General features: G+C 59.7%; 9 protein-coding genes and 2 tRNA genes. 5 read left to right on the top strand and 6 right to left on the bottom strand.

From position 1 onward, the window contains the following. Positions 1 to 205: 205 nt before the first annotated feature. Together OKC31_RS07315 and OKC31_RS07310 are read left to right on the top strand one after the other, a co-directional pair. A complete protein-coding gene (locus OKC31_RS07315) occupies positions 206 to 2,158 on the top strand; it encodes a TonB-dependent receptor domain-containing protein (protein ID WP_216955108.1) in 1,953 nt (650 codons plus the stop codon). A gap of 125 nt (positions 2,159 to 2,283) precedes the next feature. Further along, positions 2,284 to 3,348, top strand: a complete 1,065-nt coding sequence (locus OKC31_RS07310; protein ID WP_270656593.1) for a 3-deoxy-7-phosphoheptulonate synthase — start codon at positions 2,284 to 2,286, stop codon at positions 3,346 to 3,348. Positions 3,349 to 3,425: 77 nt separating this feature from the next. Here OKC31_RS07310 and OKC31_RS07305 read toward each other — a convergent pair whose 3' ends face one another. From OKC31_RS07305 to OKC31_RS07295, 3 genes are all read right to left on the bottom strand, one after another. After that, positions 3,426 to 4,424, bottom strand: coding sequence for a LacI family DNA-binding transcriptional regulator (locus OKC31_RS07305; RefSeq protein ID WP_227094893.1), 999 nt, complete (start codon positions 4,422 to 4,424; stop codon positions 3,426 to 3,428). A gap of 177 nt (positions 4,425 to 4,601) precedes the next feature. Continuing rightward, a complete protein-coding gene (locus tag OKC31_RS07300) occupies positions 4,602 to 6,503 on the bottom strand; it encodes a transglycosylase SLT domain-containing protein (protein WP_040066126.1) in 1,902 nt (633 codons plus the stop codon). 99 nt (positions 6,504 to 6,602) lie between these two features. Continuing rightward, positions 6,603 to 9,107, bottom strand: coding sequence for a putative bifunctional diguanylate cyclase/phosphodiesterase (locus tag OKC31_RS07295; RefSeq protein ID WP_021231088.1), 2,505 nt, complete (start codon positions 9,105 to 9,107; stop codon positions 6,603 to 6,605). Positions 9,108 to 9,475: 368 nt separating this feature from the next. On the opposite strand from OKC31_RS07295, the gene hpf reads away from it, so the two are divergent. Further along, positions 9,476 to 9,814: a ribosome hibernation-promoting factor, HPF/YfiA family gene (gene hpf / locus OKC31_RS07290; protein ID WP_005334257.1), complete on the top strand. Its 339-nt coding sequence runs from the start codon at positions 9,476 to 9,478 to the stop codon at positions 9,812 to 9,814. 111 nt (positions 9,815 to 9,925) lie between these two features. Here the strand turns inward: hpf and OKC31_RS07285 are convergent, their stop codons facing one another. Next, positions 9,926 to 10,435: a VC2046/SO_2500 family protein gene (locus OKC31_RS07285; protein ID WP_100654827.1), complete on the bottom strand. Its 510-nt coding sequence runs from the start codon at positions 10,433 to 10,435 to the stop codon at positions 9,926 to 9,928. A gap of 124 nt (positions 10,436 to 10,559) precedes the next feature. Between OKC31_RS07285 and OKC31_RS07280 the strand changes: the two genes are divergently transcribed. Both OKC31_RS07280 and OKC31_RS07275 read left to right on the top strand, forming a co-directional pair. Then, a tRNA-Tyr gene (locus OKC31_RS07280) sits at positions 10,560 to 10,644 on the top strand. Between the two features lie 34 nt (positions 10,645 to 10,678). Next, a tRNA-Tyr gene (locus tag OKC31_RS07275) sits at positions 10,679 to 10,763 on the top strand. Between the two features lie 176 nt (positions 10,764 to 10,939). On the opposite strand, the gene tamB is transcribed toward OKC31_RS07275, so the two are convergent. Both tamB and tamA read right to left on the bottom strand, forming a co-directional pair. After that, the gene (gene tamB, locus OKC31_RS07270; protein WP_270656591.1) at positions 10,940 to 14,761 is read right to left on the bottom strand and encodes an autotransporter assembly complex protein TamB; all 3,822 of its coding nucleotides are present in this window, start codon (positions 14,759 to 14,761) and stop codon (positions 10,940 to 10,942) included. Positions 14,762 to 14,822: 61 nt separating this feature from the next. Then, positions 14,823 to 16,598, bottom strand: a complete 1,776-nt coding sequence (gene tamA, locus OKC31_RS07265; RefSeq protein ID WP_005334265.1) for an autotransporter assembly complex protein TamA — start codon at positions 16,596 to 16,598, stop codon at positions 14,823 to 14,825. Between the last annotated feature and the right edge of the window lie 399 nt (positions 16,599 to 16,997).

Here is a 16,997-nt window from a genome sequence, read left to right as displayed (position 1 = left end):
CACCAGATATCAGGGTGAACGGCATCCTAACAAGGAGCGAAAAAACGATCAATACAAATGAGAATCAATTTCATTAACTTCTTTTTAGTCAAAAGAGAGTGACGAACGAAACTGAGCTTCGCCGATAAAAAAGAGTTGCGATCGGAGCAAATTAAATTTGATAATGATAACGCTTATCATTTGAATGTTATGGAAGATGTAAATAATGAAATCCTCAACCTCCCGTTTTATTGCTCCCAGCCTGCTGGCCACCACCATCGTCACTCTGCTGACCCAGCAAGCGATCGCCGCCAGCAACGCCCCTCAAGTCGATGAGGTGATCACCGTCACCACCACGGCGCACAATACCCGCTCGGCGCCAGCCTCTATCTCTGTCATCACGGCCGAACAGATCGCCGCAGCGCCCGTCAATGACCTTGCCGACCTGCTGCGCCACGAAGTGGGCATTCAGGCTGAAGCTGACACCAATGGCCGCAGCGATATCGGTATTCGCGGCATGTCCGGCAAGTACACCCTGGTACTGGTGGATGGCAAACGCCTCTCCTCCTCCAATGCCCTGTGGCGCGGCGGCAACTTCGACAACACTCCCGTGCCCCTTGGCATGATCCAGCGGGTCGAGGTGATCCGTGGCCCCATGTCGGCACTTTATGGCTCCGATGCCATCGGTGGTGTCATCAACATCATCACCAAGCAGCCGGGCAAAACCTGGCAAGGGGCGGCCGATGCCGACTTCAAAGCCATCGAGGGCAAGGATGGCGGCGATCAGCACAGAACCAACCTGGGCTTTACCGGCCCGCTGACCGACAACCTGCTGATCCGGATGAACGGCGAGGTGTATGACCGTCAAGCCTGGACCCCCACCGAAGCTGCTGACGGCATCCCCCTTATCGAAGCCAAACAGACCCGCAACTTCGCCTCCACCCTCAGCTGGCTGGTGGATGAGCAGCAGCGCTTCGAGCTGGATTACCTCTACAACCAGGATGAGCGGCCTCTCGATATCTTCCGTAAAACCGGCAACAAGGTGCACAGCCGCCAGCAGCAAAACGATCGCAACCTGTTTGGTCTGACCCACAAGGGGAACTGGAGCTGGGGTGACACCACCGTCATGGCCAACTATGAAAGCTCCCAGATCGATGATTTCAATACCAGCTACTCGGCCCCGCAGCAGCGCGAACTGGAAGAGAACACCTTGACCCTCAAGGGCTACACCAACCTGGCGCTGGCCAACCACTACCTGACCCTGGGTGGTGAATATCTGGATCGGGAGCTGGTGGATGCGGTGAGCTACAAGGATATCGGCGGCAAGGAGAGTCACTCTCAGGAGGCGCTGTTCGCTCAGGACGAAATTGGCCTGACCGACAGCCTGACCTTCACGCTGGGCGGCCGTTACGATCACCACGAGATCTACGGCAGCCACTTCACCCCGCGCGGCTATCTGGTCTATGAGATGAACGATGTGGTGACCGTCAAGGGCGGGGTCAGCCAAGCCTTCAAGGCTCCGGCACCACACCAGTACTCCAACGGCTACAGCATCGAGAGCTGCGGCGGCAGCTGCCGCATCTATGGCAGCGACAAGGTCAAGCCGGAAACCAGCACCAACTACGAGCTGGGTGTCATCGCAGGAGAAGGGATCTGGGAAACCAGCGCTACCCTCTTCTACTCCGACATCGACGACATGCTCACCTTCAAGCAGTTGCCGAACTCCACTGACCGCACCTGGTACAACCTGGAGAAAGCCACCACCAAGGGGCTGGAGCTGACCGGCAAGCTCGATCTGACCGACAATATCAACCTTGGCGCCAACTACACCTACCTCAAGGCGGAAGGCGATCAGGGTCAGGCACTGCCCGAGCGGCCGGAGCACAAGGCCAATGCCAAGATCACCTGGCAGGCCACCGAGCGGGTCAATGCCTTCGTTGGCACCACCTACACCGGCACCCAGTTTGCCGAGCAGACCGTCAACAAGGTTGTCGTACTGCACAAGCTGCCCAGCTATCAGACCTTCGATCTCGGTACCGGCTTCAAGGTCACCGAGAACTTTGACCTGCGACTGGGGATCAACAACCTGACCGACGTGCGCCTGCAAGAGAAAGATACTGTCTTCCAGAACGTCGAACCGGGTCGCAGCTACTACGTCAGCGGCTCAGCCCGCTTCTAAGGTAGCCAAGGTCGATATAACAGAGCGCGGGCCCATGCCCGCGCTCTGTTAACCAAGAAAATAAGGGGAAGATCCCCACTGGACAGCAAAGAGCATGCAGATTTCCATTTTCATCAGGATCGCTCATGTTCACCTCACTTCTGAATGCTTCACCCCTTGCCACCCTGCCCACCCCTGACGAGATGTTAAAGGCCAGACCCTGTCCGGCACGGCTCGCTCGCCAGATCGCTCGCAGCCGCCAGCAAGCCCGCCATATTCTGCAGGGAGAGGATGATCGCCTGCTGCTGGTGATCGGCCCCTGCTCCATTCACGATCCGGCAGCCGCCCGCGACTATGGTGGCCGGCTCGCTGAACTGCAGGGCCAATACGGGGAGCAGCTGCAACTGGTGATGCGCACCTATTTCGAAAAGCCGCGCACGACGCTCGGCTGGAAAGGATTTATCTTCGATCCCGACCTCGATGGCAGCGATCAACTGGAAAAGGGACTAACCCAGGCTCGGGAGTTACTGTTGGCACTTGGACAGGAAGGGCTCGCCTGTGCCACCGAATTTCTCGATCTCACCAGCATGCTCTATCTGGGCGATCTCATCAGCTGGGGTGCCATTGGCGCCCGCACCACCGAATCCCAGCTCCACCGCCAACTGGCCTCCGCCCTCCCCTGCCCCATCGGTTTTAAAAACGGCACCGACGGCAATATCCGGATCGCGGTAGAGGCGATCCTCGCCAGCCGAGCGGCCCACCTCTATACCCAGCCTTCCGGTAATGGCCAGCTGGCACTGGTGCGCAGCCATGGCAACCCCGACTGCCACCTGATCCTGCGCGGTGGCCGCCAGCCCAACTATCAGAGCTGTCATGTGGCAGAGGCTGGCGACTTGCTGCGCCAGCATCATCTGTCACTCCGGCTGATGATCGATTGCAGCCACGGCAACAGCCAGAAGCAGCATGCCCGCCAGCTGCTGGTTGCCCGTGACATTGCCGACCAGCTGGGTGCTGGTAGCCATGCCATCGCCGCCATCATGGTGGAAAGTTTTATCTGCGAAGGGCATCAGGATATCGGCAGCAAACCGCTACGCTACGGCCAGTCGATCACCGATAGCTGCATCGGCTGGGAACAGACAAGGCAACTGCTCGATATGGTGGCAGAAGGGGTGGAGGCGCGCCGTCAACAGCGGATCGCCCTGGCGGGATAAATAGCGGATTAGAGAGACAACGCAGAAAAGAGTGTGGCCCCGATGGGGCCACCTTGTTGTTCACTGTTTGACGCACATCAGGCGACTGACTCACGCTCCACCAGCTGGGCTTCAAACTTGAGCGCCAAGCCGTCCACCGGCTTGTGATCGAGCAGACGCAGTGCCAGCTCGGCTGCGCGGCTGCCCATCTCCTCGATGGGGTAGCGCACCGTGGTGAGCTTGGGATAGATGTAGCGGGCGTAGGGGATATCGTCGAACCCCACCACCGATACCTGCTGCGGGATCTTGTAACCCCGCTCCAGCAGGCAAGAGATCGCCCCCGCCACCATGCCATCGTTGAAACCGAGCACGGCCGTGAACTCGACACCACGGGCCAGCAGTTCACTCATCGCCACATATCCGCCATTTTCGTCGGCATAGGCGCGGCTGACGAGAGCAGGATCAAAGGCGATCCCGGCTCTCGCCAGAGTTTGGGTGTAACCGGCCATCCGCTGCTGACCATCGACAAACTCTTCATCATCGGAGGTGATAAAGGCGATGTTGCGATGACCGGCATCCAGCAAGTGCTGGCACGCGGTGGTGATCCCCGCCTGGTTATCGAGCCAGACGCAGCGATCCTCAAAGCCCGGCACCTGACGGTTGATAAACACGATGGGAGTGGTACCCGCCGCCAGCTCGCTCAGCTCCTCGTCCGGAAGCGCCTTGCTGTGGAGGATCAGCGCATCGCACTGGCGCTGCAGCAGCGCCTGAATGGCGTGACGCTCGCGTGCGATATCGTGGTTGCCAGACATGACGATGGTGAACTTGTTGGCCTGATCGACCATGGTTTCGATGCCACGCATCATCTGGGCAAAGAAGGGGCCGCCGCAGAGGTCGCCAACCAGCACGCCAATGCAGTTGGAACGCTTGCTGACCAGTGCCTGGGCAAAACTGTTGGGTCGAAAATTCAGTTCCTTCATGGCCGCCAGTACGGCCTCACGCTTTTCCGGTGCTACCTGTGCCGTGTTGTTGATAACCCGCGACACGGTGGAGATAGACACATTTGCCAGCTGAGAAACGTCTTTAATCGTTGCCACTATCCATTCCTTTATTGTGGGGGAACCTGTCGGTGCCGACGCCCGAGTATACCCTGCGGCCTGATGCAATTCCCGGAGCCAGGTCACCAGGCATGTTTCCTTTGGTAACAAAACCTTACCCGATGATACCCGGCAGCAGGGAAATTTGAAAACAGGGGCCGGCTGGCGGCCCCCGACTCAATAGGCGTGATTGAGCTCCCGCTCTGACATGAAGCGCAGCGGCTGCTGCAGCTTGTGCTGATAAATGAGATCGAACGACAACACGTTTTGCACGTAGTTGCGGGTCTCCTTGTAGGGGATGCTCTCGACCCACACGTCCATCGGCTTGTTGTCACTCTGCTCTCGCCAGCGTTTTACCCGTCCCGGCCCGGCGTTGTAGGCGGCGGCCGCCAGGATCCGGTTGCCATCATAGACATCCAGCAAGCGCTTGAGATAGGCGCTCCCCAGACGAATATTCATCGTCGGATCAAACAGTTGCTGCTCGTTGCGATAGGGCACCCCCAGCTTGCCGGCAGTCTCTTTGGCAGTAGCAGGCATCAGTTGCATCAGACCGCGCGCCCCCACCGGCGACTGGGCCAGCGGATAGAGAGCACTCTCCTGACGGGAGATGGCGTAGAGCAAACTGGTGTTCATGGTACGCTCTTGCGCCATCTGGGAGAAGGTGCGCTTGAGCGGCAGCGGGAAGCGCAGGTCGAGGGCATCCCACGCTTCGGCGCGAATGCTGGCGAGAATGGCCAGCTCGTGCCAGCCCTGATTGAGGGCGATATGACCAAACTCGATGCGCTGGGCCACCGGATTGCGATCCATGTTGTGGATCCACTCCGAGCGGGCCGCCGCAATCTCGTTCATCGACAGCAGCTCGCGCACCCGCAACAGGAAGGGCCAGCGCTGACTGGCAGTGCGCCAGTCCGGTACATGCTTGACGCTCTGGTTCTTGATGCGATAGGGCACACCGGTGCGCTGGGCCGCCATGAAACCGTAGAAACCACGCAGGTTGGCAGTCTCCAGATAGAGATCCCGCGCCGGTTTTTGCTGCCCCTGCACTTCAAGGGAGCGCGCCATCCAGTAGCGCCAGCGATCCTCTTTCTGACGGGCCATCGGCATCATCTTCACCCAGCCGGAGAGGCCACGCCAATCCTGCTCCCAGATGGCCAGTCGCGCCCGCAGCTCGGTAATGTCGGGATCCGCCAGCTTTTTCACCGTGCTGTCGACCCAGCTGCGCTGGGCAATGGAGCGATCCAGCAGCAGGCGGCGGGCAATGGCACGCTCTACCGGTTTCACCTCAGCCTGGGTCAGGCCGAAACGGCTGCGAAACAGCGCAAGCTGGCGCAGCACCGACTCCGGCTCCTGATTGGCATAGCGGGTCAAACCGAGGGAGAGCAGCTTGCGGGAATAGGGATTGCTGCTGAAATAGGCCGGGTTCATCGCCTTGGCGGGCTGCTCAAACAGGGTCACCATCTGATCGCCATAGCTTTGCAAGCCGCTACCCAGGGTCGCGCCAAGGTGGCGGATCAGATTGGGGTTTTCCGCCTCGAACGCCAGCGTCATCCGCTGCCAGATCTTCTCCTGGGTTCGCTGACCGGATGCCTGCCACAGCTGGAACAGCGGGGAGCAGGCATCGGGACGGGATTGGCCGCTCATCCAGATCTTGCCCGCCCCCTGCAACGCCTCTTTCGGCTTGCCGGTGTAATAGAGCGCCTGATAGTGCATGCAGAGCAGGTCGGTGGAGCTCGGCTTGGCCGGATAGAAGCGCAGGAACTGCGACCACTGCTGGCTCTGGGCCAGATAGGTCAGATAGCTGCGCTCCAGCCGGTTGGACTGGGGGGTATCCCCATGCTGGCGGATAAAGCGGGTCACATCGTTGTAATCCGCCGCCCCCGGACGAAAGGCGAGCTGATAGTAATCGAGGTAAGGGAGCAGGGGGTAATGGGTCAAACGGGCACGAATTTGCTGGAAACGGGCCTGATCATTGGCCCGTACGGCGTCATACGCCTGACGGTAGAGCGTCTGGTCGGCAGTCTGCGCCATCAGGGTCGGCACAAACAGCGCCGACAAAACAATTCCCCATACAGCTTTCACTGAACATCTCCATTGAGGGCAATACACCGCCCGGTGGCGGTGGGTCTACTGCCTCTCATTCTACCCGTTGCCGGGCAGCGCTACAGCGGGGAGCAGGGACTATTTTTCTGACTCGCTCAGCTGCATTTCGCGCAGTTGCTCCGGCCTGGTCAGACGCTGTACATATTTCTCCAGATAGGGCACCGGCAGCGGCTTGGAGGCGAGATAGCCCTGATAGAAACTGCACCCCTGCGCCTTGAGAAACTCCAGTTGCTGACGGGACTCCACCCCTTCTGCCGTGACGTTGAACCCCATATGTCGCGCCATGGCGATCACCGCCTCGACGATGGCCATGTTGTCGCCATCTTTCGGGATGTCCTGAATGAAGGAGCGGTCGATCTTGAGCTCATCGGCAGGCAGCCGCTTGAGGTAGCTCAGAGAGGAGTAACCGGCGCCAAAATCGTCGATGGCAAAGCTGATGCCGAGCTCCTTGAGCTCGGTCATCTTGCTGATGGTGTCCTCGGCATGACCCAGCACCACGGATTCGGTGATCTCCAGATTGAGGCAGGCCGGATCCATGCCGGTTTGCGCCAACACATCGTGGATCCGCTCGACAAAATCGGTGGCATGGAACTGCTTGGCACTGACGTTGACCGAGATCTGCGGAATATGGATGCCGTTCTCCTCCCACAGCACATACTGGGCACACGCCTCGTGCAGCACCCAGTTGCCGATATCGACAATCAGGTCCGTCTCCTCGGCGATGGGGATAAACTCGGCCGGCGAGACCAGCGAGCGACCGGCCGGCTGCCAGCGAATGAGCGCCTCGACACCAATGATATCGCCGCCATCGACCATATGCTGGGGCTGATAGTAGAGGGTCAGCTCTTGCTGGCTGAGGGCGTTACGCAATTCGTTGTGAATGAGCAGACGGCGATCCGCCTGCTGCTGCATCGAGGCATCGAAGAAGCGACGGGTCTTGCGGCCAGCGGACTTGGCCTGATACATGGCGGTATCTGCCTGCTTGAGCAGATCATCGACCCCCTGCTCCCGATCCGGAAACAGGGTAATGCCGACACTGGCGCCGATGTGCAGCACCTGCCCCACATAGGTATAAGGCGCGGCAATCTCGGTGATAAGCCGTTCGGCAATGATATCGGCCTGCATCTCCGCCTGGGGCGGGCTCGCCGAGAGCGATGGCAGCAACAGTACAAACTCGTCACCGCCGAGGCGGGCCAGACAATCCCCCTGTCGCACCAGCCGTTTGAGACGGGCGGCGACCTCCTTGAGCAGCCAGTCACCGGTGGCGTGGCCGAGGGAGTCGTTGATGGTCTTGAAGTGATCGAGATCGATAAAGAGCAGCGCGCCAATCAAGCCATCGCGGGTCGCCTCGTTGAAGGTCTGCACCAGAGTCTCGTGGAGCTGACGGCGATTGGGCAATCCAGTCAGCTCGTCGTAATAGGCGAGATCCTGAATGCGTCGCTCGGCCGCCTTGCGCTCGGAGATATCCTCGAAGCAGATGACAAAGTGGCTGATCACCCCTTTTTCATCCTGCACCGGCGTCACTATCTCCCACTGGGGATAGGTGTGACCATCGACATGGCGACGCTGGGTCTCCCCCTGCCAGCGGCTGAGGGTATTGAGCTCGTAACCGAGCCCCCCCAGATTTGGCCAGAGATCCTCTTCCAGATGCAGGCCCAGCACCGACTGGCTGTCAAAGCCGGTGATCTGGCTGAAGGCGTTGTTGACCCGCAGGATCTTGAACCCCGGATCCGTAATGATGATCCCTTCGTGGGTCTCGAATGCAACGGCAGAGAGGCGCATCTGGGCATCTGATTGCAGGCGCTCCAGCTCGGCCACCATCCGTACCGAGAAGGTATTGAGCACCGAGGTGAGGTTGCTGGTATCTGCCGGGGCCGAATAGAGCAGCGCCAGATGGCCCAGAAGTTGGCCTCTGGCATCAAACAGCGGCTGACCATAATAAGTCTGCCCGGCCGCCAGCCAGGGTTGATACTCCTGCGACTCGTCGATCACCTCGAAACAGATGGCCCCTTGCTTGTAGAGCTCCTGACAGGGGGAGCCCGCCAGCGGATAGTCCTTCTGCGCCAGCCCGTCGGCGGCCAGCACTTTGACCCGGTCGGCACCGCACAACTCACCCACCCAGACCGCATCCACCTTGAGGATATGGGCCAGCTGGCTGACCAGGGTATTGAAGAAATCGAGCCCGGTGCGGGCAGAGAGCGCCTGCGCCAACTGGGTGAGCAGGGTGGTTTGCAGCAACGGCAAAGAGAGATTGAGAGAGGAGACCGCACTGTTGGCGGTATCAAGAGGGGCCAGCCAGCCACAGCAGATCTGCTGGGTGGGCACAAACTGGCCACTCCAGAGCACATGGTTGAGCTGCCCCTGATCATCTTTCAGATGACCGATGAACTGTTCAGGCAGATGTGATTCATGAAGCCGGACGAGAAAGTCGGCAAAGCCTGCCTCATCTTCCGGTAACAGGCGAGCGGCCCAGGGATGATTGCCCTCCCCTTGCCACTGCTGGTAGGCCCCCTGATCAGAGAGACTCCACTGATCATGTTGCCGATCGAAAAACCACATGACTTGCGTGGCCTGCTGCTTCATTTACCACTCCAACACAACAACCAACCACGTTTGATGTCCAATCAGGCATAGCAACGCCCCCTGCATCCGCTCATCAGATCAGAGGTTGCGAGGGAAGAGTACAAACATGCGATATCAAGCAGTGGAAACCGGACATGAGGTCGACACGAAGTGCTGCCAAGAAGGGACAGAAACGATCCTATTCCCGTCATACTGCCTGCCAGTTTCATGGAGCTCAAGCTGTTTTTGGCACGAAACCGGAAAAGATCACAATTTATAAGTTGCTGAATAGCCAAGGGAAGGTTATGTGACATAGATCACATTTCAATCTTTACCAATGAGTAATCTGAAGGTGAAGACATAAGCAAGTCGACCCGAAGGGGGCCAATATGAAAATCGAAATTACCAGCAAAATCATCGACATCACCCCGGCTATCCGCGAGCGCATCGAATCCCGTTTTGAAAAGCTCGAACGTCTTCAGGTGCCTCTCATCACACCCCATGTGATTGTTTCCAAAGAGCGTCTGATGTTCACTGTCGAAGCCAGTGCTGGCATCCCCAACGGCAAACTGTTTGCCCAGGCAGAGCATGAGGATCTCTACGCCGCCATCAACGAACTGGGGCAAAAACTGGAGCGCCAACTCAACCGTCACACCGAAAAGCCAATTGCCCGTCGTGCCAATGCCGCGCTCAAAGAGCAGCCGCAACCGGATGAAGCTGACGCTTGATAGCATGCCGCAAGGCTAAAAATTCCAAAGAGCATAAAGGCGGGGTCACCCGCCTTTTTGTTGCCTGTGATTTGCCGACAAGCACAGCATTACACCAGTGAACAGGCGCCATCAACTGAGCCAGTGCAACCGGGTATCCACCCCCTCTTGCAAACGGTCGAGGATCGGCAGCAATACCAGCGGATCTTCCTGCCTCGGCATATCGGCCAGCTTTCCTTGCAACCGCTCCCGCGCCAGCGGCGACAGGTTATCGTAGACAGCCTCATCCAGCAGCGGTTGTTTGACCGCCAGCGGCGGTGTTTGCAGCGCCAGCCAGAGCCGCACATCCACCATGCTTCCCCCCTGTTGCAACCGCTCATTGATGGCACTGCAGTCACTCCCAACCCCTTCAGCCACCAGCACCTCTGCCGGTCTCAGGTCAAAGTGCAGACGCCAGTCACGGCTCTGGGGAGTGGCCGCCGGTTTGGCATCAAACCAGGGCTGCTCCTCCACCGCATCGGTCAGCAGGGCCAGATGCAACCGGAAATCCGCCCGATCGCCATGCTGCAGGTCACGGTTGAGGCGCTGCCCCAACTGGCCCTCATCGACGAGCAGGTGATTACGGATTGAACTGGGCAGCATGAGATAACTCTCGAAAATGGCGATTTCACTGGTTATCGGCCACAAATCCAATTCTTTTAATGGAAAAATCCTGCTTGGGGGTTCACAAAACCGGAAGATCTGTTAGTATGCGCCTCGCACTTGTGGAGGGGTTCCCGAGCGGCCAAAGGGATCAGACTGTAAATCTGACGGCTCTGCCTTCGAAGGTTCGAATCCTTCTCCCTCCACCATTTCAAGTGCGACAAGTTGAAAGCAATACCCCGTGGAGGGGTTCCCGAGCGGCCAAAGGGATCAGACTGTAAATCTGACGGCTCTGCCTTCGAAGGTTCGAATCCTTCTCCCTCCACCATCATTCAGAAAACCCGGCCTAGCGCCGGGTTTTCGCATTTCTGGTCTGCCCAATCCGTTATTCCTCTGCACTCCAGTCCCTTATCGCCGTTTGTCTGCTACCGATCGCGCAATAAAAAAACGGGAGGCGTGCGCCTCCCGTTTACGTTCATATCAGCCCTGTTACGGGATGAAGCGTTACAGAGTAAAGCGATAGAAGATATCGACCGCCTGAGCCACCCCGCTCATCGCCTGCAGATAGAGCCGTGGCAATACCTCGTAGCGCAGCTTGAATTCGGCGATGGGGCTGAAAACCCCGACCCCGTACTGGAACTGCAAGCCCGGCAGCAGATAGGCCGACAGCGTCACCTGGGTGTTGTCGCCACTGCCCGCCGTATCGAGGGAGACATCGCTCATCCCGAGCGACTCGCCGATACTCGACACCACACCGTTGGCCTGACTCACCGCACCGGCCACCAGCAGACCGTTGAAACCGCCATCCTCACCGCCGGTCTGCAACCCTTTGCCGCGCAGCAGATAGGAGAGCTGTTCCGACTGCGCCATCTGCGGCTCGGAGTAGACAGTGATCTCCGGCTTGCTGGCAGGGCCGGTCACCCGCACCCCGACCGTCACCTGACCTTCTATGGTATCGGGATCCCGGTTGGCCTCGATGTTGAGGAACGGCCGATCCAGCGGACCGGAGAAGAGGATCCGCCCCTCCTTGATGATGAGGTTCTGACCGTAAGCCTTGAAGCGGCCGTTGGTCAGCACCAGCTGGCCGTTGCCTGCCAGCGGCTTCTCGGGATCCTGACGGATATTGAGGCCACCGGAGACATCGGTCTTCAACCCCATGGCATCAAGCTTCACATCGTTGCCAAGGCGGATCGCCACCTTCATCGCCAGCGGCAGACTTGCCTGCTTGGGAGCAGGGGGCAGATCGTCATAGACCACGGTCACATCGTCTGAGACCGCCACCGCCGAATCCGGCAGGCTCTTGACCAGAATACGTGCCCAGGGAATATCCACCTGACCGGTAATGCGGGTCTCCTCACCCAGCGACACCGCGATATCGGGAGAGACTCTGACCCGGCCCATGCCCGGATATTGCGCCTCCAGATCCTTACCCTGAATGGTGAGGCTGCCGCTGACCGGCATCTTGGCCCAGCTGAGCCAGCCGCCCAACGCCAGCGGTCCCTTGCCCACCAGCATGGAGCCATCGAGCTCGGCGCGGTTGCCTTCGATCTTGAGGCGGGTCACCAGCTTGGTCAGGGTCACCATGTCGGAGTGGGTCTGCACTTCACCGTCACGCAGGTTGAGCTGGCCAAACAGCAGGGGCGCCCCCAGGGTGCCGTCGAAGCGGGCATCGGCGGAGATGATCCCTTGCAGGGAGCGCACCTCAGGGATGAGCGGCGCAAAGGTATTGAGCTTGAGATCATCAAACTTGAGCTGACCACCGAGCAGACCGCGACCGGCGGGCTCCTTGATCAGCAGATCGGTATCGATATTGCCGATCTGTTTGGAGGCAAAATCGAGGCGAATGGCCGCCTGCTGCCGCTCGAAATCAAGGGCCAGAGCCAGCTGCTGATAGTCGGTCTTGAGGCCATCGGCCACAAAAGTGCCTGGTGTGGTACGCACCACCGCATGCAAGGTAGGCTGATTGCCACGCCAGCTGGCGCGGCCATCGGCCGAGAGCATCGCCTGCCAGCGGAAGTTGTCCGGCAACCAGGGGCGCAGCCGCTTGAGATCAAACTCGCTCAGGGCAAACTCCAGAGTGCCCTGGGCAGCGGAAACCTGACTCCCCTTGACGCAGAGGCTGGCCCCCTGGGAGCCGAAGCAGAGATCCCCCATCGCCAGCCGCTGACGCGGCAGATCAAGATCCAGTGCCCAGGGGGAGCTCAAGTCCCAACGGCGCAGCGGGGTTTTCAGCTGCAACTCGGAGAGCGCCCCGCGCCAGTGATCCCCGCGCACGCCGCCACCCAGCTTGAGGTTGGCGGCAACAGGGTCACCCTTCATGGTCAGGGTCAACAGATGCTGACTGATATCGCCGCTGAGATTCAGGGCCAGCTGGCTGAGCTTGGTCTCACCCTGTTTCAACTGCGCCACCAACAGCGAGAGCTCACCGGCCGGTTTGGCACCGATCACCGCATTGCCCTTGAGGCTAATGCCCTTCAGGTCGGTGCCGGCATAGTAGAGCCGCTCGGAGGCCAGATCCGCATCGATTTTTGGCGTCTGCTGATTGCCACTGACCTTCACCTGTCCCTTGATATCCCCTTTCAGGCCGGGATAGATGCCCCCCAGCTGGGGAGCCTGCAGGTTGGCATCGAGCTTCCACTGGGCGCTGCTGATACTGCCCTTGGCCTGCAACTGGTTGGGGCCACTTTGCAGCGAGAGCGCCGGGATCTGCCACTCCATCTTGTCGTTGCCGCTAAGCTCCCCCTTTAGGGCCAGCGGGTACTGGTTGAGCTTGCCATCCACCTTGAGCTTGGGCAGTTTCAGCTCCCAGTGGCCCGCCTCGTTCATCACGAAACGGCTCTCCAGCTCACCGGCCAGCGTCCCTTTCAGCTCGGGCAGCAGCTCGGCCGGATTGATCCCCTTGAACAGAGTGGTTCCCTGCCACTCGATCCCCTTGTTCCAGGCGAGCTTGCCATCGAGCTTCAGCTCCCCCTTGAGGGCGTTGAGCTGCAAGGCTATCTTGCTGAGCCGCTCCAGATCCCCCTTCCCATCCAGCGCAAGCTTGAAGGGGGGCACATCGGTCCCCTTGCCGGAGGTATTGAGGGCAAACTGGTAGCCGGAGAGCTTGCCCTTGGCAGTCAGGCTCCCTTTGTCCAGCCGATAGCTCGGCTCATCTTTGGCTGGCTTGTGCAGATCTTTGGCTGGCTTGTGCAGAGGCCAACCGAGGCTCTTCCAGTCGAGGGCCACATCAAAAGGGAGATCCGGGTCGAGCGAGGCCAGAGAGCCCTTGAGATTGGCGGCGACCGGCCCCTTGGCCGACAACGCCAACCCCAGCTTGCCGACCGAACCGCTCAGCGCCAGCGTGGCCTGCTCACCCTGCAGCTCGCCATCCAGCAGCCCCTTGCGGGCCTTGGCATCCAGCGTCACCGCCAGCGGGTAGTCGTCACTGAGCTGGATGTAGCCCTTGAGCGCCAGATCGGCCATGGCGTGGCGCAGCGAGAGCTCGCGCACCTCGATGCGATCGTCGGCAGCAGTGGCCGACAGCAGCAGCTTGTCGAGCCCTTCAATCAGCTCGCCCTGCTTATATTGCACCCGGGTCGCACTGACCCCTTCCAGCTGGATGGGGAAAGGAAGATGAATGGCGGGCAGGACAATGGGGGCTGCCTTTGCCGTGTTCGCAGCTGGCGTCCCTTTGCCCTGTTTGACGGTCTTGGCGCTGGCCTTGTCGTTGCGCGCCACCGCAGTCACGGCTTGCTTCTCGTTAGCGGCCGGCTGCTTGGCAGATTTGGCTGTGTTGACGGGTGCCGCGTCGTCCAGCGTCACCGTCAGGTTATCGAGCACCGGGCCACGTACAATCAGCCCCTTGCGGTTGAGGGTGGCGCCGATATCGAGGGACCCCAGGGTCACGGCCACGCCGGGCACTGCCAGATCGAGATCGGCTACCTTAAGGCTGTCGACCTGGATCTTGAGTGGCAGCGGGCGCCAGACAAAGGGTTCGGAAGGCTCTTCCGGTGCAGGCTCGGAGTCGGCTACCTTGACCACCGGATGGGTCACCGCCAAGGATTTTATCCAGAGCTTGCCCTGCAGCAACTTGCCGAGATCCCAGTCGAGCACGGCGCGATCCACCGTGACATCCACCAGATCATCCTGCCAGCCGGCCCCTTCCAGGGTCCAGCCGTAGCCAAGCTGACCGGCCACCAGCTCCCCCTTGAGAGAAGGAAGCGCTCCCTTGGCCTGTTGCCACAACCACTTGTTGCCCTGATGGGTAAAGCCCAGCAGGCTGACGCCGATGAGCAGCAGGAACACCAGCCCCATAAGCCAGAGAAAAATACGTTTTAGCCAGATCACAATGCAGACCCCCGCGCAAGATACAGCCGCAGCGGCCAAAGAAAAAAGCGTTTAGACAACATCATAATTCAGGCCCCAATGCGAAATGCAGCCGCAAGGGCTTGTCCTCCTCCGATACCCCGACCGCCAGATCCAGCCTGACCTGGCCGATGGGGGTGACCCAGCGCACACCGACGCCGGTACCTATTTTCCAGGGCTCGCTGTAATCGGTGGTGGAGGTGCCGCCATCCACAAACATGGCCCCCAGCCACTTCTCGCTGAAGCGGTAGTTGTATTCCAGACTGGCCACGCTGGTGTAGCGGCCACCGGTCAGCTTGCCATCCGGCCCGGTGGGGGAGATGCTCTCATAACCAAAGCCGCGCACCGTCTGATCGCCACCGGTAAAAAAACGCAGAGAAGGCGGCACCAGCGAGAAGCTGTCACCTATAATGGCCCCCTGCTCGGCCCGCATCAGGAATCTGTGGTTATCGCCGAGGGTACGCAGCCACTTGCTGCGCCCCCACACCCGCATAAAGCTGATGTCGGAACCCCATCTGGGGTCGGAGAACTCCAGCGTCAGCTGCTGGCGATCCCCCCAATCGGGCACCAGGGTACCGCGCACCCGCAGTCGGGACCAGGAGACCCCGGGGATCAGCAGCAAGCTGTTCCCCTCGTCGGCGCCCTGGGTATAGATCTCGTTCTCCAGCCGGATAAAGACGTCCCGATCCCAGCTCTCCGGCCGTCGCGTCCAGCGGTGCACACCGATGGTAGTGAGATCGGAGCGGGTATCGTTGTTGTCCTTGTACTGGTAACCGGTCTGGATGGAGTAGTAGTCCCGCAGCGGGTTGCCCACCGGGATCTGATAGTCGAAGCTGAGCTCTGCCTCCGGCGCCGACACCTTGGCGGTGGCAAACAGGCGGTGACCATAGCGGTTGACCCAGGGCTTCTCCCAGGTGGCACTCATCCGCGGCCCCACGTCGGTGGCGTAACCGATACCTGTCTCGATTTCGTGATCGACCCGGTTATCCAGCGTCACCGCGATGGGTACCCGATAGTTGCTCGCCTCGCTCAATACCGGCTTGATATCGACCTGACGGAACAGCTTGGTGGAGGAGACATCCTGCGACATCTCGGCCAGACGGATGGCGAGATAGGGGTCGCCGCTCTTGATGTTGATAAGCGGGCGAATAAGGTGAAGCGCTTCGGGAGTGGCATCGTAGCGGATCTCGCCAAAACGGTAGCGATGGCCCGATTCGAACAGAATAAAGATCTCTGCCGTCCCCTTGTCCGGGAACACCTTGACCTGACTCTTGCTCAGCTTGGCATCAAAGTAACCGCGCGCCAGCCCGAGGCTGCCCAGATCGGCCTTGATGGATTCATACTTGGCGTGGTTGAGGGGCTCGCCCTCTTTGAGGGGCAACTTGTCCAGCAGGGCGCTGTAAAGCTCGTCGCTGCCCGCATCCCCCTCCAGCAGAATATCGAGGCGGGAGACGATAACCGGCTCCCCCTTGTCCACCTCAATCACCACTTTGGACGGGGTTTTCTTGTCGCGACTCAGGGTGATTTTCGGCTGGTAGTAGCCATAAACCTGCAGCGCCTTTTGCACGCTCTCGGTGATTTTGGCGCGGGCCGGGCGGTATTGCCGCTCCTGATAGACTGGCAGGGCATTGAGATAGGCTTCAACGTTATCTTTGTTCTCCCCTTTCAACCCCTTGACCTGATAGGTGAGCTTGGCGGCAAACGCGGGCGAAGCCAGCAGCGACAGCAACAGGCCCACCCCCAGTACCCGCAGGCCGCGGCGAAACGCAGGGCCGGACAGTGAACGCCCTGCCAGCAGGGATGAAATGCATCCTGTCAAAGGTCAATATTCCTGAATCTGTGGTGAAGGAAACCAGCGCCCTTTCGGGCCAACCCCGAATGCGGCGCAGCACGCCATGCAGTGCATGGCCGTGACACAATAATGCGCGCCAGAAAAATGGCGAACCTTATCCTAACATAGGCATCGGCCAGCGACAGCGCGGTGCCATTGGCAAATTCGCCATATCTTTTAAGAGGTTGACCACAAATCACACATTTTGGTGACAATGACGACGCCCGCTTTCCCGATGAGGGCGAGCTGACCTGCCCTGAACATGCTTCACCCCGTCGTCAGGCACCATTTGTCACCTCTCCCCCTCTCTTTACCCAAAAGCACCGTAAAGCCCCGTCATTCATGGCGGGGATATAAGGTGTGAATGGCGTAGCCGTTCCATGGTTA

Origin of the sequence: Aeromonas sp. Y293-4 (genome assembly GCF_027705905.1) — a bacterium.
GTDB classification, from domain to species: Bacteria; Pseudomonadota; Gammaproteobacteria; order Enterobacterales; family Aeromonadaceae; genus Aeromonas; species Aeromonas veronii.
This window is presented reverse-complemented; position numbering and strand designations above follow the sequence as displayed.

What these genes read in the sequence shown, in the direction of transcription:
- OKC31_RS07315 (WP_216955108.1), top strand. Translation starts at nt 206, where the DNA reads ATGAAATCCTCAACCTCCCGTTTTATTGCTCCCAGCCTGCTGGCCACC.
- OKC31_RS07310 (WP_270656593.1), top strand. Translation starts at nt 2,284, where the DNA reads ATGTTCACCTCACTTCTGAATGCTTCACCCCTTGCCACCCTGCCCACC.
- OKC31_RS07295 (WP_021231088.1), bottom strand. Translation starts at nt 9,107, where the DNA reads ATGAAGCAGCAGGCCACGCAAGTCATGTGGTTTTTCGATCGGCAACAT.
- hpf (WP_005334257.1), top strand. Translation starts at nt 9,476, where the DNA reads ATGAAAATCGAAATTACCAGCAAAATCATCGACATCACCCCGGCTATC.
- OKC31_RS07285 (WP_100654827.1), bottom strand. Translation starts at nt 10,435, where the DNA reads ATGCTGCCCAGTTCAATCCGTAATCACCTGCTCGTCGATGAGGGCCAG.